General features: G+C 62.9%; 22 protein-coding genes. 9 read left to right on the top strand and 13 right to left on the bottom strand.

Going from position 1 to position 24461, the window contains the following annotated elements:
• From rnr to rpmG, 6 genes are all read left to right on the top strand, one after another.
• Complete coding sequence (rnr, locus tag NKH43_RS30590; protein ID WP_502906524.1) at positions 1–2307, top strand: ribonuclease R; 2307 nt, start codon at positions 1–3, stop codon at positions 2305–2307.
• Positions 2307–2759: a DUF983 domain-containing protein gene (locus tag NKH43_RS30585; RefSeq protein ID WP_352861314.1), complete on the top strand. Its 453-nt coding sequence runs from the start codon at positions 2307–2309 to the stop codon at positions 2757–2759. Before rnr ends, NKH43_RS30585 begins: the two co-directional genes overlap by 1 nt.
• A 73-nt stretch (positions 2760–2832) precedes the next feature.
• Positions 2833–3567 carry an NUDIX hydrolase gene (locus NKH43_RS30580; protein ID WP_352861312.1) on the top strand — a complete coding sequence of 245 codons (735 nt, stop codon included), beginning with the start codon at positions 2833–2835 and terminating at the stop codon, positions 3565–3567.
• A 16-nt stretch (positions 3568–3583) separates the two neighbouring features.
• Positions 3584–4759 (top strand): MFS transporter, encoded by a 1176-nt coding sequence (locus NKH43_RS30575; protein ID WP_352861310.1) that lies wholly within the window; start codon positions 3584–3586, stop codon positions 4757–4759.
• 109 nt (positions 4760–4868) lie between these two features.
• The gene (locus NKH43_RS30570) at positions 4869–5324 is read left to right on the top strand and encodes a YqfO family protein (RefSeq protein ID WP_023720107.1); all 456 of its coding nucleotides are present in this window, start codon (positions 4869–4871) and stop codon (positions 5322–5324) included.
• 120 nt (positions 5325–5444) lie between these two features.
• The gene (gene rpmG / locus NKH43_RS30565; RefSeq protein ID WP_006201775.1) at positions 5445–5612 is read left to right on the top strand and encodes a 50S ribosomal protein L33; all 168 of its coding nucleotides are present in this window, start codon (positions 5445–5447) and stop codon (positions 5610–5612) included.
• 68 nt (positions 5613–5680) lie between these two features.
• On the opposite strand, the gene NKH43_RS30560 is transcribed toward rpmG, so the two are convergent.
• From NKH43_RS30560 to NKH43_RS30525, 8 genes are all read right to left on the bottom strand, one after another.
• Positions 5681–6748 (bottom strand): ABC transporter ATP-binding protein, encoded by a 1068-nt coding sequence (locus NKH43_RS30560; RefSeq protein ID WP_352861308.1) that lies wholly within the window; start codon positions 6746–6748, stop codon positions 5681–5683.
• Positions 6749–6752: 4 nt separating this feature from the next.
• Entirely contained in the window at positions 6753–7601 is an 849-nt protein-coding gene (locus tag NKH43_RS30555; protein WP_023720109.1) for a carbohydrate ABC transporter permease, read from the bottom strand.
• Entirely contained in the window at positions 7601–8524 is a 924-nt protein-coding gene (locus tag NKH43_RS30550) for a carbohydrate ABC transporter permease (protein ID WP_352814544.1), read from the bottom strand. The genes NKH43_RS30555 and NKH43_RS30550 overlap by 1 nt, the downstream gene beginning before the upstream one ends.
• A gap of 215 nt (positions 8525–8739) precedes the next feature.
• Positions 8740–10017, bottom strand: a complete 1278-nt coding sequence (locus tag NKH43_RS30545; RefSeq protein ID WP_352861306.1) for an ABC transporter substrate-binding protein — start codon at positions 10015–10017, stop codon at positions 8740–8742.
• Between the two features lie 30 nt (positions 10018–10047).
• On the bottom strand, positions 10048–11235 hold the full coding sequence (locus NKH43_RS30540; protein WP_352586992.1) for a PLP-dependent transferase: 1188 nt from the start codon (positions 11233–11235) through the stop codon (positions 10048–10050).
• Positions 11232–11966 carry a FadR/GntR family transcriptional regulator gene (locus NKH43_RS30535; protein ID WP_352861304.1) on the bottom strand — a complete coding sequence of 245 codons (735 nt, stop codon included), beginning with the start codon at positions 11964–11966 and terminating at the stop codon, positions 11232–11234. The genes NKH43_RS30540 and NKH43_RS30535 overlap by 4 nt, the downstream gene beginning before the upstream one ends.
• Before the next feature lie 463 nt (positions 11967–12429).
• Positions 12430–13803, bottom strand: a complete 1374-nt coding sequence (locus NKH43_RS30530) for a PleD family two-component system response regulator (RefSeq protein ID WP_023720114.1) — start codon at positions 13801–13803, stop codon at positions 12430–12432.
• Positions 13804–13836: 33 nt separating this feature from the next.
• On the bottom strand, positions 13837–14253 hold the full coding sequence (locus tag NKH43_RS30525; RefSeq protein WP_348625950.1) for a response regulator: 417 nt from the start codon (positions 14251–14253) through the stop codon (positions 13837–13839).
• A gap of 173 nt (positions 14254–14426) precedes the next feature.
• On the opposite strand from NKH43_RS30525, the gene NKH43_RS30520 reads away from it, so the two are divergent.
• Complete coding sequence (locus NKH43_RS30520) at positions 14427–14726, top strand: DUF3572 domain-containing protein (protein WP_292657779.1); 300 nt, start codon at positions 14427–14429, stop codon at positions 14724–14726.
• A gap of 66 nt (positions 14727–14792) precedes the next feature.
• Here NKH43_RS30520 and NKH43_RS30515 read toward each other — a convergent pair whose 3' ends face one another.
• The gene (locus NKH43_RS30515; RefSeq protein WP_352861302.1) at positions 14793–16277 is read right to left on the bottom strand and encodes a hypothetical protein; all 1485 of its coding nucleotides are present in this window, start codon (positions 16275–16277) and stop codon (positions 14793–14795) included.
• A 98-nt stretch (positions 16278–16375) separates the two neighbouring features.
• Complete coding sequence (locus NKH43_RS30510; RefSeq protein ID WP_352861300.1) at positions 16376–16951, bottom strand: GNAT family N-acetyltransferase; 576 nt, start codon at positions 16949–16951, stop codon at positions 16376–16378.
• Positions 16952–17019: 68 nt separating this feature from the next.
• Between NKH43_RS30510 and NKH43_RS30505 the strand changes: the two genes are divergently transcribed.
• Positions 17020–18348, top strand: coding sequence for a DNA polymerase IV (locus tag NKH43_RS30505; protein WP_352861299.1), 1329 nt, complete (start codon positions 17020–17022; stop codon positions 18346–18348).
• Positions 18349–18353: 5 nt separating this feature from the next.
• Here the strand turns inward: NKH43_RS30505 and NKH43_RS30500 are convergent, their stop codons facing one another.
• Complete coding sequence (locus NKH43_RS30500; protein WP_352640652.1) at positions 18354–18860, bottom strand: hypothetical protein; 507 nt, start codon at positions 18858–18860, stop codon at positions 18354–18356.
• 174 nt (positions 18861–19034) lie between these two features.
• On the opposite strand from NKH43_RS30500, the gene NKH43_RS30495 reads away from it, so the two are divergent.
• Complete coding sequence (locus NKH43_RS30495) at positions 19035–19916, top strand: DMT family transporter (RefSeq protein ID WP_352640650.1); 882 nt, start codon at positions 19035–19037, stop codon at positions 19914–19916.
• A 9-nt stretch (positions 19917–19925) separates the two neighbouring features.
• On the opposite strand, the gene NKH43_RS30490 is transcribed toward NKH43_RS30495, so the two are convergent.
• Positions 19926–20729 carry an ion channel gene (locus NKH43_RS30490; protein ID WP_352482189.1) on the bottom strand — a complete coding sequence of 268 codons (804 nt, stop codon included), beginning with the start codon at positions 20727–20729 and terminating at the stop codon, positions 19926–19928.
• Positions 20730–20787: 58 nt separating this feature from the next.
• Entirely contained in the window at positions 20788–24315 is a 3528-nt protein-coding gene (gene dnaE / locus NKH43_RS30485) for a DNA polymerase III subunit alpha (protein ID WP_352861296.1), read from the bottom strand.
• Between the last annotated feature and the right edge of the window lie 146 nt (positions 24316–24461).

Genomic DNA, 24461 nt, shown 5'->3' with positions numbered 1-24461 from the left:
TTGGCGCGCAAAGTCTCCGGAAGAAGCCACGGCGATCTGCGCACCGCCGATACCCGTGCCAAGGTCAGGGACAACTACCGGCCTTCGCGTGACGAGATACTGCGTTACATCGCAGAAAATCCGGACCGCGCGGGAAAACGCGACATCGCCAAGGCGTTCGCGCTGCGCGGCGAAGACCGTATCTGGCTGAAGGACATGTTGCGCGACTTGCAGGACGAAGGCCTGCTGACCAAGGAGCGCAAGCGGCTTGCCCGCGTCGGCGCCCTGCCCCACGTCGCGGTGCTCGACATCTTTGGCCGCGACGCCGACGGCGTGCTGCTGGCGCACCCGACCGAAGCGATCGGCAATGGCGAACCTCCGGTCATAGCGATCCGCGTGTCGCGCGGCGGCAATGGCCCGACGCCTGGCATCGGCGACCGGGTTTTGGCCAAGACCTTTCCAACCGACGATCCGGCAGGCCCGGCCTATACCGGCCGGGTGATGAAGATCTTCGAGAAGCGCACCGATGCGGTTCTCGGCGTTTTCCGTGTGCTGAAGGACGGCACGTTCCGCATCGAGCCGGTGGAAAGGCGCCAGCCGGAGCTGGTCGTCGACAAGGAATTCCAGAACGGCGCCAAGAATGGCGACCTGGTCGAGGTCGAGCCGGCGCGGGCCTCCCGTTACGGGCTGCCGAGAGCCAAGGTGCTGGCGGTATTGGGCTCCTTGACCAGTGAAAAGGCGGTCTCGATGATCGCCATCCACGCGCACGACATTCCGCATATTTTTCCCGCCGACGTCATCGCCGAGGCAGAGGCGGTCAAGCCGGCGACGCTTGCCGGCCGCGAGGATTGGCGCGAGCTGCCGCTGCTCACCATCGATCCGGCCGACGCCAAGGATCATGACGACGCGGTGTTCGCCATGCCCGACACCGATGAGACGAACGCCGGCGGCGTGATCGTCACCGTCGCCATTGCCGATGTCGCCGCCTATGTGCGCTATGGCACGGCGCTCGACCGCGAAGCGCTGAAGCGCGGCAATTCGGTCTATTTCCCCGATCGTGTCGTGCCGATGCTGCCGGAGCGCATCTCGAACGACCTCTGTTCGCTGCGCGAGGCCCAGGATCGTCCGGCGATAGCGGTGCGCATGACTTTCTCGGCTGATGGCCACAAACTCAGGCACTCCTTCCATCGCATCATGATGAAGTCGGCGGCGAAACTCGCGTATCAGCAGGCGCAAGCGGCGATCGACGGCGCACCGGACGACACGACTGGCCCGATCCTCGATGCGGTGCTGAGGCCGCTATGGGACGCTTACGCGATCCTGAAGCGCGGCCGCGACACGCGCCAGCCGCTCGAGCTCGATCTGCCGGAGCGCAAGATCCTGCTCAAGCAGGACGGCACCGTCGACAAGGTCGTCGTGCCGGAGCGGCTCGACGCGCACAAGCTGATCGAAGAGTTCATGATCCAGGCCAATGTCGCCGCCGCCGAGACGCTGGAGGCGAAGCGGCAGGCGCTGGTCTACCGCATCCACGATGCGCCCTCGCTCGCCAAGCAGGAATCGCTGCGCGAATTCCTGCAGACGCTCGGCCTGTCGCTGGCGCGCGGTGCGCAGATGCGGCCGAATCAGTTCAACGGCATCCTCGCTCGCGTGCGCGGCGCCGACAATGAGGGACTGGTCAACGAAGTGGTGCTGCGCTCGCAGAGCCAGGCCGAATATTCGCCTGCCAATATCGGCCATTTCGGCCTCAACCTGAAGCGCTACGCGCATTTCACCTCGCCGATCCGCAGATATGCCGACCTGATCGTGCATCGTGGGCTGATCGCCGCACTCGGCCTTGGTCCGGGCGGCCTGACGCAGGACGAGGCGGAACGGCTCGAAGAGGTCTCGGCGCTGATCTCGGCGACCGAGCGGCGCGCGATGGCCGCCGAGCGCGACACGGTCGACCGGCTGATCGCCGCCTATCTCGCCGAGCGCATCGACGACCGTTTCGACGCCCGCATCTCGGGCGTCACCAAATCGGGCCTGTTTGTCCAATTGCCGCAGTATGGGGCGGATGGCTTCATTCCGGTTTCAACCCTGGGCGGGGACTACTATATATACGACGAAACTGCTCGATCGCTTTTCGGAGAACGCACCGGCAAGGGCTATCAGCTTGCCGATCGCGTCGAGGTTCGCCTGATCGAGGTGGCGCCGATGGCCGGCGCGATGCGTTTCGAGATGCTGACCGAGCCAAAGCCGCTGCCCGGCTCCAAACGGTCGTTCCATAAGGCCAAAAGCCGCGCCCGGGCGTCGCAATCGCGTCCAGGCACGCGCGGCAGGAGACGGTAATGCCAACAGAACTGCAGGTGGAAGAACGGGTCTTCGGCGGCGAACATCACTCGGGCCGGACCGCCCGGCCACTATTGACGGCAATGAAGCGCGGCATGCTCGGCCGCTGCCCGCATTGCGGCGAGGGAAAGCTGTTTCGCGCCTTCGTCAAGACCGTCGACAAATGCGGTCACTGCGGCGAGGAACTTCACCACCATCGCGCCGACGACCTGCCGGCCTATCTTGTGGTGGTCATTGTCGGCCATATCGTGCTCGGCGCCTTCATGGGTGTCGAGGCGACCTCGACGCTGTCGACCTGGCAGCACATTGCCATCTGGGTGCCATTGACCATCATTCTCGCCGTCGTCCTGCTGCAACCGGTCAAGGGCGCTGTCATCGGCCTGCAATGGGCGTTTTATATGCACGGCTTTGGCGGTGAAGAAGATCTGATCGAGTCGCATCCCGAGGCTTGAGACCGAGGCTGGCGCAAATCGGCATGGCTGGACGCCACTTTCGCATCGGAGAAGATTCCGCTAGGTCGAGCGCATGGACGTTATGACCAAGGCGGAAGTCGGCAAGGTTGAGCGGATCGCGCTCGACGCCAAGCCTATACGCCCGCGCGACGCCGCGACGCTGATCCTGCTCGACCGCAAGGGCGACGAGTTCCTGGTTCTGATGGGCCGGCGCCACGCCCGTCATGCCTTCATGCCGGGTAAATTCGTGTTTCCCGGCGGCCGCACCGATCCGGCCGACAGCCGAATTCCCGTAGCCAGCGCACTTCATCCTGACGAAGAAGCGAGATTGACAGCCGGCATCGGCCGCACCAGCCCGGCCCGCGCCCGCGCCATCGCCTTGTCGGCAATCCGCGAAACCTATGAGGAGGCCGGCCTGCTGATCGGCCAAAATGGCACCTTCGCGACCGCCAAGCGCGACTGGCAGGGCTTTGTCGAGCACGGCGTCATCCCATCACTGCAACCGCTGCGCTTCATTGCACGCGCCATCACCCCGCCCAACCGGGTGCGCCGCTTCGATACGCGCTTTCTCGGCGCATGGCGCGACGACGTCGCCGTGGAACTGCCCGGCGGCGGGCCGACCAACGAGTTGGAAGACGTCGTTTGGCTGCCGCTGGCCAAGACCAGGCAAGTCGATATTCCAGACATCACGCGCACGGTCCTGGAGGAGCTGGAAACGCGGCTCGCCCAGGATCCGCTGCTGAGCCCCGGCGGTCCCGTGCCGTTCTACCGGCTTGTCCGCAATCGCTTCGTCCGCGAAATTCTCTAGAGCAGCCAGGCATTCCATGACAGTCGATACCCAGCCGCAGGGCAAGGAACGCGTACACTGGCTGCCGATGGTCGCGGCGATCTCGTCGATCAGCGTCGTCGGCATTGCCATCGGCCTTGGCATGCCGCTGCTCAGTGTGATCCTGGAAACGCGCGGCCATTCCGCGTCGATGATCGGTCTCAATACCGCGGTCGCAGGCCTCGCCTCGATTGCCGGCGCGCCGCTCGCCACCCCGCTTGCCATGCGATTCGGCGTCGCCTGGACGATGCTTGCCATGATTGCCGCCGGGGCGCTGGCTTTTGTCGGTTTCCATTTCGCGCCAGCTTTCTGGATGTGGTTTCCGCTGCGCGTCCTGCTGCATATCGCGCTGACGGTGCTGTTCATCCTGTCGGAATTCTGGATCAGCACCTCGGCGCCGCCACACCGGCGCGGACTGGTCCTCGGCATCTATGCCACCGTGCTGTCTCTCGGCTTTGCCGCCGGGCCATGGCTGTTCGCTCATCTCGGCAGCAGCGGCTTCCTGCCCTTCGGCGTCACCATCGCTTTGGTGACGCTCGCTGCCATACCGGTTCTGGCAGCACGCAACGAGAGCCCGACGATCGTCGCCGACGGCGAAATCAGCAATTTCCTGCGTTATATCTGGCTGGTGCCGACGGCGACCGCGGCCGTGCTGGTGTTCGGTGCGGTCGAGACCGGCGGCTTTGCGCTGTTCCCGGTCTACGGCAACCGCATCGGCTACTCCGAGGCCGACGCAGCTCTTTTGCTCACTATGATCGGGCTCGGCAACGTGCTGTTGCAGATCCCGATCGGCATGATCAGCGACCGCGTCAGCGACCGCCGCTATCTGCTGATGGCCTGTGCCACGGTCGGGCTTGTCGGCACCGTCTTTATGCCGTTCTTCGCGCAGAATTGGCACTTGATGGCAGCGCTTCTGTTCGTCTGGGGCGGCGTGGTCGCCGCCATGTACACGATCGGTCTGGCGCATCTCGGTTCCCAGCTTTCCGGCCACGAACTGGCCTCCGCCAACGCCGCCTTCGTGCTTTGCTACGGTGTCGGCATGGTGCTTGGCCCGCAGGCAATCGGCATCGGCATGGATGCTTTCGGGCCGTCGGGCTTCGGTTGGGCGCTCGGCCTGTTCTTCGCCTGCTATATCGTGCTGGTTGGCACCAGGCTGCTCCGCAAAATCCTCTGAGTGGGCCCGCTGCCGACATTGCTCCCACTGCTGACTAACTACTGACACCACCATGTCAGGAGCGCTCGCGTATATGCTCCCTCAAAGTGCATAAGCAGGGAGACCTCGGATGATCGACAGTGGCTTTGAGACGAAATCGCTGCGGATGGAATTGCTGCTGCTGGTGACCTTTCAGGCACCGGCCGCCGATGTCGACCGCATCATGGAGGCGGTGGTCGCGATCGCGCCGCTCAGAATGGGCAAATATGACAGCAATGCCTTTCAGTCAGCGGACGGCATCGAACGCTACCGGCCGCTTGAAGGTGCCGCCGCCGGCGCCGAGACGGAATTGCGCAGGCGGCCGGGCACTGTCGAGGTGTCGTTCGAACTGCCCGACGACCAGAAGCTCGCCGCTCGCGTCGTCGAAGCGATTTACCAGGTTCACAGTTATCAGGAGCCGGTGATCCGCATTCAGCCGCTGCTTGCCAGCCGCTCCAAGGGTCTCGACGACCGCGCCAACCCGAACCGCTGGTGGAACACGACTGGAGACTGGAAGAAGGCGCTGCCAGTCACGGAAGACGCTTGAACCTGGACAAGGGTTGACTTTCCGGGCGCGTTCTTTATGTGTCGCGGCAAGTTTCCCGCGTCCGGGTGTTTCCCCGTGCTCCAGCGGCCAAAACTTCACGAACATTAACGGACGAACATCATGGCCAAAGCCGCAAACATCAAGATCAAGCTTCTGTCGACCGCCGACACCGGTTTCTTCTACGTGACCAGCAAGAACAGCCGCACCAAGACGGACAAGCTGTCGTTCCGCAAATACGACCCGGTCGCCAAGAAGCACGTCGAGTTCAAGGAAACCAAGATCAAGTAATCCGGTTTTCTCTCGCAGTACCGAAACGCCGCCTTCCGGGCGGCGTTTTTCGTTTCGGGGATGCAGGACTAGCCGATGCGATCACCGCTTGCCGGATCGAACAGATGCAGCGACGCCGGGTCGGCCGACAGGCGCACGGCCTCACCCGGTTTCACACTGGCCCGACCCATGGCGAAGACGCACACCTGCTGGCCGGCAAGCTTGGCGTAGAATTGAGTCGACAGGCCGAGCGGCTCCACTACGCCCACCTCGCCTTTCAGCGCGCCATTGTCGGCAAGCCGGATATGCTCCGGCCGTAAGCCGACGGTGATCGCATCGCCATCCCTGAGCGGCAACCCGTCCGGCAGCCGCAGCTTCTGGCCGTCGGCCAGTACGGCATCCGACTTGGCGGTCTTTTCAACCACGGCAGGCAGGAAATTCATGCCGGGCGAGCCGATGAACCCGGCGACGAACATGTTGACCGGTCGGTCATACAGATCGAGCGGCGCACCGACTTGCTGGACGAGGCCGTCATGCATGACGACGATACGGTCGGCCATTGTCATTGCTTCGATCTGGTCATGGGTGACATAGACCGAAGTGGTCTTCAATTGCTGGTGCAGCGCCTTGATCTCGGCACGCATATGGACGCGCAGCTTGGCATCGAGGTTCGAAAGCGGCTCGTCGAAGAGAAAGACTTTCGGGTCGCGCACGATGGCCCGGCCCATGGCGACGCGCTGACGCTGGCCGCCGGACAATTGCCGCGGCAAGCGTTGCAGAAGCGCATCGAGCCCGAGCCGCTTGGCGGCACCGTCCACCCTTGCATCGATCGCCGGCTTGCCGGCCTTCCTCAGCATCAGGCTGAAACCCATGTTCTTCGACACGTCCATATGCGGATAGAGCGCGTAGGACTGGAATACCATGGCAATGTCGCGGTCCTTTGGCGCGATGTCGTTGACCAGGCGCTCGCCAATATGGATTTCGCCGTCGGAGACCTCCTCCAGCCCGGCGATCATGCGCAGCAGGGTCGATTTCCCGCAGCCGGATGGCCCAACCAGGACGACGAACTCGCCGTCGGCGATTTCGAGATCGACCGCGTGCAGGACGCGCACGGCTCCATAGTCTTTGCGGACTTTGTCGAGAGTGACGGAGGCCATCGATCTATCCCTTGACGGCACCAGCGGTAAGGCCGGTGACGAGGTAGCGTTGCAGGAAGGCAAAGAACATGCAGACCGGGATCAGCGCCAGGATGGAAGCGGCCATCATCTGTCCCCAGTCGACCGCGAATTTGCCGATATAGGTGAGCAGGCCGACCGCGAAGGTCTTCTGGTCGTCGCTGGAAATCAGCATCAGCGCAAACAGCAACTCACTCCAGGCGGCGGTAAAGACGAAGCCGAGCGTCGCGCCCATGCCGGGCAGCGTCAGCGGCACGATCACCTTGCGCATCGCCTGCAGGCGCGTGCAGCCGTCGATCATCGCCGCCTCTTCCAGGTCTCGCGGAATGCCATCGAAGAACGACTGCATCAGGAAGGTTGCAAAGGCCGTATTGAAGGCGGTGTAGATGATGACGAGGCCGGTCAAGCTGTTGATGAGGCCGATCTGCCCCATGATGCGGTAGATCGGCGGAATGACCATCACCAGCGGAAAAGTCTGGGTGAGCAGAAGCAGAATGGCCAGGGTCGCCTTGCCGCGGAAGGAAAATCGCGACATGGCGTAGCCGGCCAGCGTGGCAATGACCGTTACGAAGGCCGCCGTCGACACCGAAACGATAACGCTGTTCAGGAAGTAGCGCGGGAAATCGGTGGCTTCGAGCACGGTGACGAAGTTCTGCAGCGTCGTTTGCGACGGCCAGAAAGTGATGCCTTCGGAGTAGAGCAGCCGCTCCGGCGTGACCGAGATCTTCAACGTCCAGAAGATCGGGAACAGCGCGAAGGCCATATAGGCGCCGATGGCGCCGTAGAGGCCGATGCCGCCGAGAACGCGCGAGGAGACGGAGCGTCCTGCAATCATCAGACGTGCCTCACCAGCGAGCGGCGGATGCCGATCAGTGCAATCGCATAGACGATGAGCAGCACAAGCAGCAGCACCGCCACTGCGGAGGCATAGCCCTTGTCCAGCGACTTGAACGCGCTGACGTAGATATAGACCGGCACTGTGGCGGTCGAACCGGCAGGCCCGCCTTCGGTCATGACGAAGATCAGGTCGGCGAAGGTGGCGATCCATATCGTGCGCAGCATGACGGTGATGACGATGGTCGGCGCCAGGAACGGCAGCGTCACCTTGGTGAAGCGCTGCCACGGCGAGGCGCCGTCGATCGCCGCCGCCTCATGCAATTCCGAGGGTATCGACTTCAACGCCGCCAAAAGTGTGATGGCAAAAAAGGGAATGCCGAACCAGACATTGGCGACGATCGGCCCCCACATGGCTGTCGAGGGATCGGAGAGCACGTTGGTCGGCTCGGCTTTCAGCCCCAATGCATAGAGCCAGTGGGGCAGCGGCCCGATGATCGGATTGAACAGCCAGGCCCAGGTCAGGCCTGACAGGAAGGACGGCACCGCCCAGGGCAGGAACACCACCGCCTGCACGATCTTTCTGCCCCGGAACGGCGTGTCGAGCAGCAGCGCCAGGCCAAGGCCGAGGAAGAACTGGAAGAACAGGCTGGCTGCCGTCCACCACAGCGTGTTGACGAGCGCCTGCGCGAGCACGGGATCCGACAGCATCGCCTGATACTGCCCAAGCCCGACATATTCGGATTTGAATGCCGAGAACTTGCGGAACGAGTAGCCGATACCGATGACCAGCGGCACCAGGAGCACGACGACCAGCAGCACGATAGCCGGGCTGAGATAGAGCCAGGGCTCGATCGCGGCATGGGATAGCCGCTTCTTTCGCGGTCTGCCGGCGGATCGTATTTCGGACACGGCATAGGTCATTGGTGCTGGGTTGTCTCCTGAAGCAGCGTCGAGGACAGCGCCCTTCTCCCAGTTTACGGGAAAAGATGCCGGTCCACCCTCCGCAGCTGCAGCGCAGCTGCTGCGGAGGACGGGCAGGCAGATGAGAGCCAGCACGAGCCACGACGGGTTGGCGCCGCCCCTCATCCGTCACTTTGTGACACCTTCTCCCCGTGAACGGGGAGAAGGAAGAAAAGCTATTTCTTGTTCTTGGCCAGCCAGTCCTGCTGTTCCTTGGTCAGGAACTTGGCCCATTCGTCGGCCACGTCCTTGGCCGCCTTCTGGCCAAGCAGCACTTCCTGAAAATTCTTGATCGCCACCTGGTCGACGAAATTGCCGAGGTTTTCCAGATGCGTCGGCGGCGTCACCATCTCGTATTTGTCGCCGTTGTTCAGTTCTTCGAACCAGCCCTTGAACTGCTCGGTCCTGAAGTGAGCGTCCTGGTCGGCGCCGTTGTGGATCGGAATGACGCCGACTTCCTTTGCCCATTCCAGATTGTCCTTGGGCGACAACAGCGTCGCCATCAGCTTCCAGGCATCGTCCTTGTGCTGGGAATTGGCGAACATCGCCCAGCCGGCATAACCGAGCGTCGGATAGGATTTGCCGCTCGGCCCGACCGGCATCGGCGCCACGGCGAAGTCGTCGGCGCTCATCTTGTCGGCGATGCCGAGCAGCGCGTCGGGATCCTGGTTCAGCATGGCGCAGGTGCCACTATAGAAGCCGGTGACGGTCTCGTTAAAACCCCAGCTCACCGCATCTTTCGGCGCCAGGCCATTCTTGTACATGTCGGCGAGCATCTGCAGGCCGTTGACCGAGCCTTCCTCGTTGATGGTCGAGGTGCCGTCCTCGTTGAAATAGCCGCCCTTACCAGCGGCAATGTTCATGAACATGTGCATGCCGTTGAAGGCGCCCGGGCCACCGCGCAGGCAGTAGCCGTATTTGCCCGGTATCGCCGAGATCTTCTTGGAGTCCTCGACGAATTCGTCGAGCGTCGACGGCGGACCGTCCAGGCCGGCCTCCTTGAACAGCTTCTTGTTCCAGAACAGCGCGTTCAGGTAATAGCCGTAAGGGATCATGTACTGCTTGTTGTCGACCGTCGAGCCGAACTGCTTGGCGCGCTCGCCCAGCGTTTTGGCATCGTCCCATTTGGCCATGTATGGCCCGAGGTCCTCGAGCTGGCCGTTGGTCGCGTAGAGGCCCATCCAGCGTTCCGGCATCTCGACGATGTCGGGCGTGTCGCCGGCCTGCACCATGGTGAGGAACTTCTCGAACGCCTGGCCCCAAGGCAGCGATACGAGCTCGACCTTGACGCCCGGATTGGCCGTCTCGAACTCGGCGATTTGCTTCTTGAGGAATTCGGTACGCGGCGGGCTGGTAATGACCTCGACCATCTTGATGGTGGAATCGGCCAGCACGCTGCCGGCGGAAATCGCGAGACCCGCGACGGCACCAAGAAGGATGCTCAGTTTTTTCATGTTCAGCACTCCCATTTTGAACGGCTCCTTTTATCTTTTTGCTCTGTCGAAGGCCTGGGCGACATCCGCCCACAGGTCTTCGACACTTTCCAATCCGACACTGAAGCGGATGGTTCGCGGGCTGACGCCGAAGCGCGCCATCGAATTCAGGCCCGGCGTCTGCTCGAGCGAGGCCTTTGCCGGAACGACCAGGCTCTCATGGCCGCCCCAGCTGACGCCGATGCGAAAGAGTTTCAGCGCATCGACGAAAGCCGGGATGTCGACGTCTTCCGTCACTTCGAATGAGAACAGCCCGGCATAGCCGGCAAGCGTCGCCTTGCCTGGATGGTTGGAATAGGCCGGGTGGTTGACCCGCTCGACATGGCCATGCGCCTTCAGCCGCTCGGCGATGGTCAGCCCGCTCTTCATGTGGTGCGGCAACCGCAGCGGCAATGTGCGCAGCCCGCGCAGCAACAGCCAGGCCTCGAAAGGCGAAAGCTTGCCGCCGAGATAGGAATAGGTCTGCTCGTTGATGTGTCGGATATGGGCGGCCGAACCGGCCACCACGCCGGCGACTGTGTCGCTGTGGCCGCCGAGATATTTCGAGGCAGAATGCAGCACCAGGTCGACACCGTGTGAAATCGGCTTCTGGAACACCGGCGTCGCCCAGGAATTGTCGATCGAGGTGATGATGCCCTGCTCTTTGGCCAGCCGCGCCAAATGCGTTACGTCCTGGAGCTCGAACATCATCGACGTCGGGCTTTCCAGGTAGAGCAGCTTGGCGCCGGGAAGTGCTGCGGCGACCGCGTCCGGATCGGAACCGTCGACATAGTCGACCTTGATGTTGAGCCGAGGCAACAGCCGTTCGAACAGCCGGTAGGCATCGCCGTAGCAGTTGCGCACGACGACCATTCGCTCGCCGGCACTGACGAAAGCAAGCACCGTGGCGCTGATCGCTGCCATGCCGCTGGAAAAGCCGCGCGCGGCTTGCGCGCCTTCGAGGGCGGCGACACGCGCCTCGAACTCCATCACCGTCGGGTTGTCACCGCGCGAATAGATCGGCTGGCGTCGCCTGCCGGCGAATGTGTCGGCCATCTCGGCATAATTGGCGAAGGTGAAGAGCGAAGTCTGGTAGATCGGCGGGACCACCGCACCGCCGGGAAAAGGCTCATCATGGGCGAGAAGCGTCGCAGCCTCGGCGAGATAGTCGTTTTCGAAACCGGCGGGATGGTCGTTCATTTCTGGCCTGAGAGTTTGAGTTTGGCCGCACCGCGTTTCAGATCGTCCTCGACGGTGGCGATCAGCTTCAGCGCCTCGGCCCGGGCTCCCTCCGGATCGTGCGCGGCGATGCGTTCGAAGATGGTGCGGTGATAAGGGAAGCTGGCGTGGCCGAAGTCGCGCACGCCGAGCGGATGTTCCCAGAAACGGTGGAACAGCTCGTGCATGGCGGCGATGATCTGCTCGAACAGCGGATTGCCGGAAGCGCGGTAGATCGACTGGTGGAATTCCCAGTCCTCCTCCGCCGACATGCCGGCGCGCGTGTGGAAGGCCTGCTCCATAATGTCGAGCTTGCGCCCGATCTCGACGAGATTTGCCTGGCCGGCGCGAACGGCGCAAAGGGCGGCTGCTTCCGCCTCCAGCGCGCGGCGGATTTCCAGCGTCTGCATCAGGCTGGTGAAATCATTGCCGCCGGCCAGCGTCAGCGGCATGTGCAGCATGTCCAGCGACACCACTCCCTTGAGATAAGTGCCGCTGCCTTGCCGCCGCTCGACCAGGCCGAGCCCTTCCCAGCGCGTCAGCGCCTCGCGCACGGTGTTGCGGCTCACCTTGAGGCGCTCGGCAAGGATGCGTTCGGTCGGCAGTCTCTGGCCGGGCCCGAGGGCTTCCCGCATCACAAAGCCGGCCAGGGCCTTGAGCACCGCGTCGTCGCGAGCAGTTCCTTGTATGGGCGAAAGGCCGAATTCGGTCATGCCAACGGGTCACCAAAAATGGCTCAATGGTCCAACCAATTTCTGCATAGAAGACAGGCTCTGTCAATCGGCTGCAGGCACATGCGTACCGCCCCCAGCGTGCTGATCAAAAGGCGGCCTACCTGTCACGGCAAAAAGCCAGCATTTTCTGGATGCTGACACAGAGTCCTGATGTGTTTTGAAATTGGGGGCCGGCCGGCGTTTGGCAGCGGTACGAGGAGGCCACTATATGCCAGCGCCGGCCGGCCGACCCCACGGACCCAGGAGATGCGGCGGACCTGAGCATCATGGGGTATTCTTCGGGTCGAACCGGCGATCTAGCCTCGTGCCGGTTACGTCTAAGGGCTGCACATTTGCGCACCAACTTATGAAAATCAACAGTTTCTTAACCAAGCCTCGCAAATCGCTTGGATTAAGGTAAATTCGTAACCTTGTCGCGTTGACTGGCTAATTGGTGTCCGGGCTATGCCGCCTTGGCGACGACGCGATTGCGGCCGCCGCTCTTGGCCTCGTAGAGCGCGAGGTCGGCGCGTTTCATCAGCGCAGCGACCGTATCCACCCCTTTCAGCACCGACGACACGCCGACGCTGACGGTGACTTCGATCGCTTTGCCCTCGCTGCCAACGGCAAACGGCAGTTGGGCGATTTCGGCGCGAATGCGCTCGGCTACCTTTTCGGCTACCGCGCCGTCCGTGTCCGGCATCACCACCACGAACTCCTCGCCACCGAAGCGGCAGGCCAGGTCGATGCCGCGCACATTCTTGCGCAGCCGCCGCGCGAATTCGCGCAGCACGTCGTCGCCGCCGTCATGGCCATGCGTATCGTTGATGGTCTTGAAGCGGTCCAGATCGGTGATCATCACCGACAGCGGCCGGCGCCGTGCCACGGCGCGGTCGAACAGCGTCTGCAGATGGCTGTCGAGATAGCGGCGGTTGTGCAGGCCGGTCAGGGCATCGGTCACCGCCATCTCGATGGTCTGGGTGACGCTGGCGCGAAGCTGGTCGTTGTAGCGCTTGCGGCGCACCTGCGTGCGCAGCCGCGCGGTCAGCTCCTGCTGGTCGATCGGCCGCATCAGATAGTCGTTGATGCCGAGTTCGAGGCCGCGGATGATGCGCCCCTCCTCGCCCTCGTCCGCCAGAAGGATGATTGGCAGGAAACGGGTGCGATCGAGCGAGCGCAATTGCGAGCAGAGCCTCAGCGGGTCGAAATCGGCGAAGGCCGTCGAAATCATCACGCATTCGTAGGGCAACTCGGCAGCCTGAAAGAAACCGGCATGCGGATCGGTGGCGACGTCGAGATCGGCACTGCCGCGCAGCATCTTCTGGATGCGCTCGAAGGAGGATTTGCGCTCATCGACCAGCAGCACCTTCGGCACCGCGTCGTCGGCCGCGAAGTTGCGGCTCAACAGCTCCTCGATGCCGATATTGCGCGTCGTCGAGGCGCGCAGCCGCAACTCGTCGGTCAGCGACTTCAGCCTGACCAGGCTCTTGACGCGCGTCATCAGCTGCAGATCGTTGACTGGCTTGGTCAAAAAATCGTCGGCGCCGGCTTCGAGGCCGCGCACCCGGTCCGAAACCTGGTCGAGCGCGGTGATCATCACGACCGGGATGTGCGATGTCGCCGGGTCGCCCTTCAGCCGCCGGCAGACCTCGAACCCGTCCATGTCAGGCATCATCACGTCGAGCAGCACGACGTCGACCTTGCCGTTTTCGCAGATCTCGATCGCATCCGGCCCGTTGGTGGCGGTCAGAACCTCGAAATATTCGGCAAGCAGCCGAACCTCCAGCAGCCTGACATTTGCTGGGATGTCGTCGACGACGAGGATCCGCGCGGTCATTTCACAAAGCTCCGGCTCGGCTGGAAAGATACATCAGGCATCGCCCAGGTAGGATTTGATCGTTTCGATGAAACGCGGCACGGAGATCGGCTTGGAGATATATGCCTCGCAGCCGCCCTGGCGAATGCGCTCCTCGTCGCCCTTCATCGCGAAGGCGGTGACGGCGATGACCGGGATGACGTGGAGATCATCGTCCTCCTTCAACCATTTGGTCACCTCGAGGCCGGACACTTCGGGCAGCTGGATGTCCATCAGGATGAGGTCCGGCCTGTGCTGCCGCGCCAGATCCAGCGCTTCCAGGCCGTTGCGTGTACGCACCGTCTCGTAGCCGCTCGCTTCGATCAGGTCGCGAAAGAGCTTCATGTTGAGCTCGTTGTCCTCGACGATCATAACCTTTTTAGGCATCGATTTCCCGTCCCGGCTGGCCTTCCACTCGAAGGGTGCCGTCATGCGCCCCTTGTCGGCACGCACCAAACCTGTTCCCACTATACGGCAATATGATTGACGAAACGGAAACCGGCCGCCGGAAAAGCGTTCGGATTCCAGGTCGGCGAGCTTGCTGCCGGCAACACTTGCCACTACTGCGAAAACAGAACGATTCCGCCCACGAAGGAAAAGTAGCGATGGCAAACGCAGCGTCAATGCGCGAGGAAGCCGAAACCATTGCCGTAAAGGCGTTGGGCTTCGTCGCCGCCGATCCGGAACTTCTGCCCCGCTTCCTGGCGATCACCGGCATCGAGGCCCATTCCATCCGCCGGGCGGCCGGCGAGCCGGGTTTCCTGGCCGGCGTGCTGCAGTTCATCCTCGCCCACGAGCCGACGCTGATGCGTTTTTCCGAGGAGACCGGAACGCCACCCGCCGCAGTGGGCAAGGCGTTGCGGGCGCTGCCGCTCGGCGACGACAATCATGAGCATTCGATATAGGCGACGATCCCGAGACTGCGGGCAGATCGAAGAACCTGCCGCCGACGATGGGCCGCTGCTGGTGCTTTATGGCGTTGCCTCTTCCCCACTGTTGTCCGTCCCAACGGGGTCGGCCGGCTTCAGCATGGCGCCGTTGACCGTCACCGAACCGTCGGCTTTGGTGTTGATCACCCATTCAAGCCGGCCGTCCGGCAGCGTCTTGCCGAACCCTTTGATCGCCAGCGCGCCGGTAAAATACTGCGCGGCCTGCGGGTCCGTCTTCGCCGCCGTCTGCAAGGTCTCCACGATCTTGTCGTAGCCGGTGATGTCGATTGTCACGTCCGCACGCGGCTTCTTGCCGGGGAAGGTCATCTCGCCTTCCATCGCAATCTCGATGTTGCCGTTCTTGATCGTGCTGTGTCCGAGAATGGCCTTTGGCGTCTTGGCCAGGAAATCGGCGGAGATCTGGTTGCCGAAATCTGCCGGCAGCGGTGGATCCTTGCTGAAATCAAGGGTTTCGATGGTTTTCTTCGCCATGCTGTCCAGATCGATGTTGGCGCCGCCGAAGTTGAGGTCGATATCCGTCGGCAGCAACGCAACGCTCCAGCTGGGCAGCACCTGCTGCGGTATTGTCAGGCCGGAAACCTTGAACGCGTAGTTGATCTTGCCTTCCTTGGCGATGCCGTCCATGCCGACAGCGGTATTCAGTTGCGTCGCACCGAACTTGCCGACCGGACTCTCCACCACAAGGTCCTTGAAGCCGTAGGTGCCGTCGATCCGCTCCCACAACGGCAGTGCTGCCGTCAGCAGCGATTTGAACTCCGCCCCATCCGCCTTGAATTTGGCTGCATCATCAGTCGCCACGATGAAAGCAAGCAGGTCGAGCAGCGGCTTTGTCCGCAAACCCTTGCCGGCCGCATCCACGGAAAGTTCAGGCGCTTTTACAGCAGCCGGAAAACTCAACCCACTTTTGGGATCGTTGACTTTGATCGTTTCGGCGAAGTTCGTTATTTTTTCCGTCACCGTGAAATCGACGCCGCCGTTTGCGGATTTGGTCGAAACTATTACGGCAGTGCCAGGACCGACCGTGACATCCGCCTGCTGCTTGGGCTCTCGGGTGGTCATCGTCATGCCAGCCATCGAACCGGTTGCGCTCGCGAAAGCGGCCAGGTCGGGGTCATAAACTCCGGTGAACTTGTTGTCCGACACGGAGAAGTCGATGTGCTGCGCCCCCTCAGGGCCAACGAAATCGATAGACCCCTTCGGGGACACGTCCGCCGAAACGTCCCAGTGTCCATCTTTGCGCGGCTTGACCAAGATGAAGTAAGGCGTGATGTCGAACTTGAAGGCTTGCTGCTTTGCCATCAAATCCGTGACTGGCTTGAAGTCGAATGCGAGCTTGTAGGCATCGCCGTCGACTGAAATTTTCACGAACCCGGTATCGAACAGCTTCCTGCCGATATAGTGCGCCAGATCGTCGGAAAGCTGCTTCGCCCCTTGCCTGTCGACCGCTTGGCCGAAGGCCGGTGCGCTGCAGGCAAGAAGTAAAACAAGTGGCAAAACGCGCTTCATGTCGATCCTCACTTACTCGCGGTCCTCAAACCGTTTCTATCACTGGTAGGGAAATACCATCACAGCCGCAAGAGAAGGCCTATGTGTTGCGGCGGCCGTTACAGCACCAGCCGCACCAGCGGCCGGCCCGGCTTGCGTTCGACCAGCCGCTGGAAGCCGGCCTTTTCGAAGACCCGCGACGAGCCGACGAACAGCCCGATCGAGCGCGAATCCTTCGACAGGTCGATCGGGCACGCCTCCAGCAGCCGCGCGCCATTTTCCCGCGCGAAGTCGATGCCGCCTGCGACCAGGCGGTGCGACAGGCCCCTGCCGCGTGCCCTGGCGCGGATGAAAAAGCAGGAGATCGCCCAGACGCCTGGATCGCTGGCATCGACGGGGTCGAGCGGCGCCGACCCCCTGCCCTGGTTGTTCCATTCGGGCACATCGGCGCGCGGGCCGATCTGCATCCAGCCGACCGCCTGACCACCCTCGAAGGCCAGCAGGCCGGGCGGCGGCCCGGCCTCGATCCGGGCCTTGATATGATCCTTGTTGCGCTCCCGGTCGCTTGCGCGGCGCGCTGCCGGCGACAGCCGGAAATGTGTGCACCAGCAGCCGTAGCAGGCGCCTTGCTTACCGAAAAGATCTTCGAAATCCGCCCAAAGCTCGGGCACTAGCGGCGCTATGGTCGTATTCATGAGCTCTCTCCCGGCCCACCGCCTTGTCGTGGCGTCCGTCCTGACGTACCATTGCATTTGTTCTCTTTATGTTCGCAGCGATGGCGGCCCCTGTCAACAATCCCGAACACGGTTTTTGCCGCGACTGCCTGAATTTTCAGCGCAGCGAGGCACGCCGTTGCGAGCGCTGCGGCAGTCCGCGGCTTGCGCGCCATCCCGAGCTTTACCGGCTGCGCCTTGCCCATATCGATTGCGACGCGTTCTACGCGGCGGTCGAAAAGCGCGACAACCCGGCATTGAAGGACCGGCCGTTGATCATCGGCGGCGGCAAGCGCGGCGTCGTCTCCACCGCCTGCTATATCGCCCGCATCCATGGCGTGCGCTCGGCAATGCCGATGTTCAAGGCGCTCGAAGCCTGCCCGGACGCGGTGGTCCTCCCGCCGGACATGGAAAAATACATCCGCGTCGGCCGCGAGGTGCGCGCCATGATGCAGGCGCTGACGCCGCTGGTCGAGCCGCTCTCGATCGATGAGGCCTTCCTCGACCTCGCCGGCACCGAGCGCCTGCATGGCCTGCCGCCTGCGGTGGTGCTGGCGCGCTTCGCTCTCAGCGTCGAAAAGGAGATCGGCATCACCGTTTCGGCAGGCCTGTCCTACTGCAAGTTCCTGGCCAAGGTGGCCTCGGACTTCCGCAAGCCGCGCGGCTTTTCGGTGATCGGCGAGGCCGAGGCTATCGGCTTCCTGGCCGAGCAGCCGGTGACGTTGATCTGGGGCGTCGGCAAGGCCTTTGCCGCCACGCTCGAGCGCGACGGCATCCGCACCATCGGCCAGCTGCAGCACATGGAACGCGGCGACCTGATGCGCCGCTTCGGCGTCATGGGCGACCGGCTCTACCGGCTTTCGCGCGGCGACGACGACCGCCGCGTCGTTCCCGACCAGGACGCGAAAAGCGTCTCGGCGGAAACCACTTTCGACACCGACATCGCCTCCGTCGACGAACTGGTTTCGGTGCTGAGGGCGCTGGCGGAGAAAGTCTCGGCCCGGCTGAAAAAATCCGGCATTGCCGGACGCACCGTCGTTCTCAAGCTGAAGACCCAGGATTTCAAGATCCGCACGCGCAATCGCCAACTCGGCGATCCGACCCGGCTGGCTGACCGCATCTTTCAGACCGGGCTCGAGCTGCTGCGCAAGGAAGCGGACGGCACGAAATACCGGCTGCTCGGCATTGGCGTCAGCGATCTCTCCGACGATGACCGGGCGGACCCGCCCGATCTGGTCGACGTCCAGTCACGCAAGCGCGCCATGGCCGAAGGCGCCATCGACACACTGCGCGGCAAGTTCGGCCGCCGGGCGGTGGAAACCGGCTATACCTTCGGCAAGGGCCGTGATGCGCACCCGCCCGAACCGATCGAGGAGTGATAGTGCTAAGTGCGCCGCAGATCGATCCGGCTGGTAATCACGCGCTCGCCGGTTTTCGGGTCGACGTCGATAACGGTCAGCCGCATGCCGTCCTCGCCGTTCTTCTCGACCGTCATTTGCGCCTTGCGATCGCCATTGACCTCCTTGGCCCAACGGATGCCGAGATTGATTGCGTTGCCGGATCGGCTGCCGCTCAATTGCGCCGGCCCGGTGCGCGATCCGACATAGGTGCCGCTGTATTTCGTCCCGTTGGACCTGAGGTCCGCGCTGATGTCGCGCGTTACCAAAATAAGACCGCGGCAGCTGCCGTCGAGCGACAATGAGTTCGAAGTCGCGTCGGAATTGAAGTGACAGGAGACATTCACCGTCGGCGCATCGGTGGTGACCTTGACGATGCCTTTGCCGGCGAAATTCCCCTGGAATGAGCGAAGAAAATCCGGATCGTCGGCATGCGCTGCGCCGGCCCCGGCCGTCAGGCAGCCGGCAAGTACAAATCGTGCGAGTGATTTCATCGGACCGCTCCTCTTTGGTATCCAAAACACGGCACGCAAACACTGAGGGACCAACGCTTCCCTCAGCGGCGGGTTCCGGCTTCAACATCACTGTTTGCAACGCTTCACGGCTGGCCCAGTCGAATGCGTCGGCTAGCGGTTGCGATGAAAGCCCCGGCTTGCGACATAGCGCCCATGGCACCCGCACCCTCGATCCCCAAGGCCGCGTTCTGGATGGCGCTGTCGATCGCCTCGTTCCTGGCGATGTCGGTCGCCGGCCGGGCCACGACGGCAGAGCTCAACGTCTTCCAGGTGCTCGAGCTGCGCTCGGTGATCGGCTTTTTCATCCTGCTGCCGCTGGTCATGATGTCAGGCGGTTTTCCGGCGATGCGCACCGGGCGTCCGCTGGCCCATATTGCCCGCAACGTCGTCCACTATACCGGCCAGGCTGCCTGGCTTTACGCCTTGACGCTGATCCCGCTTGCGGTGCTGATCTCGATCGAATTCACGACGCCGATCTGGACCGCCCTGCTGGCGGTCGCTTTCCTCGGCGAAAGGCTCTCCCGGCCACGGCTTGCGGCAATCGTGCTGGGGCTGATCGGCGTGATGATCATCGTGCGCCCGGGCGTCGGTGCGGTCAATCCGGGGCATGTTATCGTGCTGGGAGCCGCAGTCTGCTTCGGCGTCTCGGTGGTTCTCGTCAAGTCGCTGACGCGGACGGACAGCGTCGTGCGCATTATCTTCTGGATGCTGATCATCCAGTCGGTGCTTGGCCTCGTCCCGGCGCTATACGAATGGCGCAACCCGCCGCTCGAGCTCTGGCCGTGGATCCTGCTGATCGCGTTTACCGGCATGTCGTCGCATTTCTGCATGGCCCGCGCACTTGTCTATGCCGATGCGACGGTCATCTCGCCAATGGACTTTTTGCGCGTACCGCTGTCGGCGGTGATCGGATGGCTGCTTTATCACGAGCAGATCGACGCCTTCACCGCTGGCGGTGGCGCGCTGATCCTGCTCGGCAATCTGCTCAATCTGCAGAAAAAAGCCGCCAAACCGGCTGAGGTCGCAGCATCGTAGCCCTGCAATTCAATCGCCATCGTCGGGTATGTTCAGAACGTGCCCACAGGCCTTGCAATGGACGGCGTCGGGCTCGTGCCGCTGCAGCCCGCATTGCGGGCAAGGAAAGAACACCTTGGTGGGACGGAAGAGCGCCTGCGCAAGCCTGACGAACAGCGATATGCCGATGATCATGGTGGCGATCGCGGTGAGCTTGCCGGCCACGCCGGGCAGGACGATGTCACCGAAGCCGGTCGTGGTAACTGTGGCGACGGTGAAATACAGCGCATCGACATAGCCCTCGAGACCGCCCACGGTGCGGAAGAAGAAGGTGTAGACGAAGCCGGTGATGACAAAGAGGAACGTCAGGAAATTGATGACCGCGCGGCTCGCCTCGCGCCATCGCCTGAAGCCGCGCATCTCGAGAAATCGCCACAGCGCGCCGCTACGCGACAGCGACCACAGCCGCAGGATGCGCAAAAAACCGAGATTGGCCAGCGCCGTAGGCATCAGCAGAGTCAGCAGGATGAAGGCATCGATCCACGACGCCGGCTGTCTCATCAGGCGCAGCATGTCGTTGGAGGCAAGCAGCCGGGCAATCATGTCGGCGGCGACGAGTGCTGCCACGGAGTAGTCCAGCCAGAGGAACGAGGATGACTTCTGGATCACCGGCGTGGCAATAAAAAAGGCAATGATGGCGAGGTCGATGACAACAGCCGCAAGCTGAAACCGGAACGCCGCCGCTGTGCGCCCGTGATACAGCTTGCGCAGCATGTCGCGCAGCCGGGCCAAGGCTGAAGAATCCTGCGCTCCACTCTTGTCTATTGCATTCATGGCGACTGCGATAACGTTTGGGCCACCAGCCGTCCGGTGTTGCCAGCCGGGCAGCCGGCTACACCAGCTCCACTTCCACCACGCCTGGCACAGCGCGCATCGCCGACGCGATCTGCGGCGAGACGCGGTAGCGGTTGGGCAACTCAATCTCGACCTCGCCCTCGCCGCCTTCCTTTATGACGATGATGCTCACCTGACTGTCGCCACGCTGCCCAAGTTGCGATTGGATTGTCGATGCCGGTGCGTCATTTCTGACGAAGATGCGCAGCGCTTTCTGGATGCGGCTTGCCTCGTCCTCCAGCGACTGCACGGTCTGGATGCGCAGATTGACGCCTTCCGGCCTGTCCTCGGCCGAAACGGTGATCACCACCGAGCGGCCGGGTTCGAGCAGATCGCGGTATTGCGCCAGCCCCTCGGAAAACAGCACCGCTTCATACTGGCCTGACGTGTCGGAAAACTGCACGACGCCCATCTTGTTGCCGGTGCGCGTCTTGCGCTCCTGCTTGGTGGTGACCGTACCAGCGAGCCGGCCGGCGGCAGCACCGCGTTTGACGGCGGCCGAAAACTCGCCCCAGGTCTGCACCCGCATTTTCTGCAGCGCCGCCTTGTATTCATCGAGCGGATGCGCCGAGAGATAGAATCCGACCACCTGGAATTCGCGGTGCAGGCGGTCGGCGGCGAGCCAGGGGTCGGTCGCCGGCAGGTTGAGCGCCTGCGACTGTGCGCCAAGCGAAGCGCCAAAAATGTCATGCTGGCCGGTGACGGCATTCTGCTGCGCCAAGGACGCCAGCCCCATCATCCGCTCGACGCCGGCCATCATCGCCGCGCGGTCATGACCGAAGCAGTCGAGCGCGCCGGCCATGATCAGGCTTTCGAAGACGCGCTTGCCGACGATCTTGGGATCGACCCTTTCGCAGAAATCGGCCAGGCTCTTGAACGGTTTTTCGCCGCGCGTGGCGACGATGTGCTCGACCGCCGCGTCGCCGACGCCCTTGAGCGCGGCCAGCGAATAGAAGATGCGGTTCTCGCCGACCTCGAAATCCCGGAACGACGTCATCACCGACGGCGCCACCACCTCGATGCCGAGGCGCAGCGCATCCTGGCGGAAATCGGCGAGCTTGTCCGTATTGCCCATGTCGAGCGTCATCGATGCGGCCAGGAATTCGACCGGGTAATGCGCCTTCAGATAGGCGGTCTGGTACGACACGACGGCATAGGCGGCAGCATGCGATTTGTTGAAACCGTAGTCGGCGAACTTTGCCAGCAGGTCGAAGATGAAGTCGGCTTGCGGCTTGCCGACGCCGCGCTCGACCGCACCGGAAACAAAGCGCTCGCGCTGCTTGTCCATCTCGGCGCGGATCTTCTTGCCCATGGCGCGGCGCAGCAGATCGGCTTCACCCAGCGAATAGCCGGAAAGCTCCTGCGCGATCTGCATCACCTGTTCCTGGTAGACGATGACGCCTTGCGTCTCCTTGACGAGATGGTCGATCTTCGGGTGGATCGACGCCATCTCCTCCTCGCCGTGCTTTCTGGCGTTGTAGGTCGGGATGTTCTCCATCGGCCCCGGCCGGTAGAGCGCGACCAGCGCGATGATGTCCTCGATACAGTCGGGCCGCATGCCGATCAGCGCCTTGCGCATGCCGGCACTTTCCACCTGGAACACGCCGACCACCTCGCCGCGCGACAGCATGGCGTAGGTTTCCGGGTCGTCGAGCGGAATGTGGGCGAGATCGATCTCGATGCCGCGGCGGCGGATCAGCTTGACCGCCCTGTCCAGCACGGTCAGCGTCTTCAGCCCAAGGAAGTCGAATTTCACCAGCCCGGCCTGCTCGACATATTTCATGTTGAACTGGGTGACCGGCATGTCCGAGCGCGGATCGCGGTACATCGGCACCAGTTCCCACAGCGGCCGGTCGCCGATGACGATACCGGCGGCGTGCGTCGAGGCGTGGCGGTAGAGACCTTCCAGTTTCTGCGCCGTGTCGAGCAGCGTTTGCACGATCGGCTCCCGCTCGGCCTCTTCGGCAAAGCGCGGCTCGTTGGCGATGGCGTCGGCGAGCTTGACCGGATTGGCCGGGTTCGACGGCACCATCTTGCTCAGTTTATCGACCTGACCATAAGGCATCTGCAGCACACGGCCTACGTCGCGCAGCACCGCGCGTGCTTGCAGCGTGCCGAAGGTGATGATCTGGCCGACCTGGTCGCGGCCGTATTTCTGCTGGACGTAGCGGATGACCTCCTCGCGCCGGTCCTGGCAGAAGTCGATGTCGAAGTCGGGCATCGACACGCGGTCGGGATTGAGGAAGCGCTCGAACAGCAGCGAAAAGCGCAGCGGATCGATGTCGGTGATGGTCGTCGAATACGCAACCAGCGAGCCGGCGCCCGAACCGCGGCCCGGCCCGACCGGAATGCCTTGCGCCTTGGCCCATTTGATGAAGTCGGCAACGATCAGGAAATAGCCCGGATATTTCATCTTCTCGATGACCCCGAGCTCGAAATCCAGTCTTTCGCGATATTGGTCGGCCGTGTAGCCGGGTGTGAGCCCATGCGCCGCCAGCCGTGCCTCCAGCCCTTCATGCGCCTGCCGGGCAAGCTCCTGCGCCTCCGCTTTAACCGCCGCGTCGGCGTCGGCGACATCGCGGCCGGCAAAGCGCGGCAGGATCGGGTTGCGGGTCTTCGGATAGTAGGAGCAGCGCAGTGCGATCTCGACGGTGTTGTCGATTGCTTCCGGCAGGTCGGCGAACAGCCTCGCCATATCGGCCTGACTTCTCAGGAAGTGGTCGGGCGAAAGGCGGCGGCGATTGTCGGCCGCAACCACGGAGCCTTCGGCGATGGCGATCAGGGCGTCATGCGCCTCATAGTCCTCACGAGAAAAGAAAAACGCCTCGTTGGTGGCAACCAGCGGCAGATCGTGGCGGTAGGCGAGGTCGACCGACGACTGCTCGATGGCACGGTCATAGCCGGAGACCCGCTCAAGCTCGACATAGAGCCGGTCGCCGAACAGGCCCTTGAGCGCCAGGAGCCGGGTCTCGGCGAGTTCGCGGCGGTCCTCCTTCAAGGCATTGCCGATCGGGCCTCGCGGCCCGCCCGTAAGGCAGATCAGACCGTCGGAGTTGCCCTGCAGCATCTCGGTCGTCAGATGCACCGCTTCGCCGGGCGGTGTCTCGAGGTAGACGCGGCTGACCAGCCTGACCAGATTGCCGTAGCCGGCCTCGGTTGCGGCGATCAGGACGACCGGCCGCATCTCCGGTCCTTGCCGCCTGCGGTCGCGCTGGCTGTCGCTCGCCTCACCGGAAAAGGCGAGGTCGATCTGGCAGCCAATGATCGGCTGAATGCCGTCCTTTACCGCCTTCTGGGCGAATTCCAGCGCGCCGAACAGATTGTTGGTGTCGGTGACGGCGATTGCCGGGCACTCGTCCTGCACCGCATGGCCGACGATCTTGCCGAGCTGCAAGGCGCCTTCGAGCAGAGAATAGGCCGAATGCACGCGCAGATGAATGAACCGACGCGCCGCCTGCTCGGCCCGCGACGCCTTCGCATAGGCCTCGCGCAGCAAGGGATCGCGTGGAAGTCTCTCATCCGCCATGGTTTTTTCGCGCCGCCTTACAAGGACTCAGTCGATGAAGATGTATTGTCCGGCACCGGGTAACACGAGTCCAGCGGAAGCGATTGGAGCTTTGGAAGTTTAGAGCAACCGCCGAAGCTGCCAATCTCCCTCCTCGTGGGGGAGAT

The sequence above is a fragment of the Mesorhizobium sp. M1163 genome (assembly GCF_040318415.1).
Classification (GTDB): Bacteria; Pseudomonadota; Alphaproteobacteria; order Rhizobiales; family Rhizobiaceae; genus Mesorhizobium.
This window is presented reverse-complemented; position numbering and strand designations above follow the sequence as displayed.

What these genes read in the sequence shown, in the direction of transcription:
- NKH43_RS30525 (WP_348625950.1), bottom strand. Translation starts at nt 14,253, where the DNA reads ATGACGGCACCCTTCGAGTGGAAGGCCAGCCGGGACGGGAAATCGATG.
- NKH43_RS30515 (WP_352861302.1), bottom strand. Translation starts at nt 16,277, where the DNA reads ATGAAGCGCGTTTTGCCACTTGTTTTACTTCTTGCCTGCAGCGCACCG.
- NKH43_RS30535 (WP_352861304.1), bottom strand. Translation starts at nt 11,966, where the DNA reads ATGACCGAATTCGGCCTTTCGCCCATACAAGGAACTGCTCGCGACGAC.
- NKH43_RS30560 (WP_352861308.1), bottom strand. Translation starts at nt 6,748, where the DNA reads ATGGCCTCCGTCACTCTCGACAAAGTCCGCAAAGACTATGGAGCCGTG.
- NKH43_RS30520 (WP_292657779.1), top strand. Translation starts at nt 14,427, where the DNA reads ATGGCAAACGCAGCGTCAATGCGCGAGGAAGCCGAAACCATTGCCGTA.
- NKH43_RS30505 (WP_352861299.1), top strand. Translation starts at nt 17,020, where the DNA reads ATGTTCGCAGCGATGGCGGCCCCTGTCAACAATCCCGAACACGGTTTT.
- dnaE (WP_352861296.1), bottom strand. Translation starts at nt 24,315, where the DNA reads ATGGCGGATGAGAGACTTCCACGCGATCCCTTGCTGCGCGAGGCCTAT.
- NKH43_RS30550 (WP_352814544.1), bottom strand. Translation starts at nt 8,524, where the DNA reads ATGACCTATGCCGTGTCCGAAATACGATCCGCCGGCAGACCGCGAAAG.
- NKH43_RS30580 (WP_352861312.1), top strand. Translation starts at nt 2,833, where the DNA reads ATGGACGTTATGACCAAGGCGGAAGTCGGCAAGGTTGAGCGGATCGCG.
- NKH43_RS30500 (WP_352640652.1), bottom strand. Translation starts at nt 18,860, where the DNA reads ATGAAATCACTCGCACGATTTGTACTTGCCGGCTGCCTGACGGCCGGG.
- rpmG (WP_006201775.1), top strand. Translation starts at nt 5,445, where the DNA reads ATGGCCAAAGCCGCAAACATCAAGATCAAGCTTCTGTCGACCGCCGAC.
- NKH43_RS30545 (WP_352861306.1), bottom strand. Translation starts at nt 10,017, where the DNA reads ATGAAAAAACTGAGCATCCTTCTTGGTGCCGTCGCGGGTCTCGCGATT.
- NKH43_RS30570 (WP_023720107.1), top strand. Translation starts at nt 4,869, where the DNA reads ATGATCGACAGTGGCTTTGAGACGAAATCGCTGCGGATGGAATTGCTG.
- NKH43_RS30540 (WP_352586992.1), bottom strand. Translation starts at nt 11,235, where the DNA reads ATGAACGACCATCCCGCCGGTTTCGAAAACGACTATCTCGCCGAGGCT.
- NKH43_RS30530 (WP_023720114.1), bottom strand. Translation starts at nt 13,803, where the DNA reads ATGACCGCGCGGATCCTCGTCGTCGACGACATCCCAGCAAATGTCAGG.
- NKH43_RS30490 (WP_352482189.1), bottom strand. Translation starts at nt 20,729, where the DNA reads ATGAATGCAATAGACAAGAGTGGAGCGCAGGATTCTTCAGCCTTGGCC.
- NKH43_RS30585 (WP_352861314.1), top strand. Translation starts at nt 2,307, where the DNA reads ATGCCAACAGAACTGCAGGTGGAAGAACGGGTCTTCGGCGGCGAACAT.
- NKH43_RS30510 (WP_352861300.1), bottom strand. Translation starts at nt 16,951, where the DNA reads ATGAATACGACCATAGCGCCGCTAGTGCCCGAGCTTTGGGCGGATTTC.
- NKH43_RS30495 (WP_352640650.1), top strand. Translation starts at nt 19,035, where the DNA reads ATGGCACCCGCACCCTCGATCCCCAAGGCCGCGTTCTGGATGGCGCTG.
- NKH43_RS30575 (WP_352861310.1), top strand. Translation starts at nt 3,584, where the DNA reads ATGACAGTCGATACCCAGCCGCAGGGCAAGGAACGCGTACACTGGCTG.
- NKH43_RS30555 (WP_023720109.1), bottom strand. Translation starts at nt 7,601, where the DNA reads ATGATTGCAGGACGCTCCGTCTCCTCGCGCGTTCTCGGCGGCATCGGC.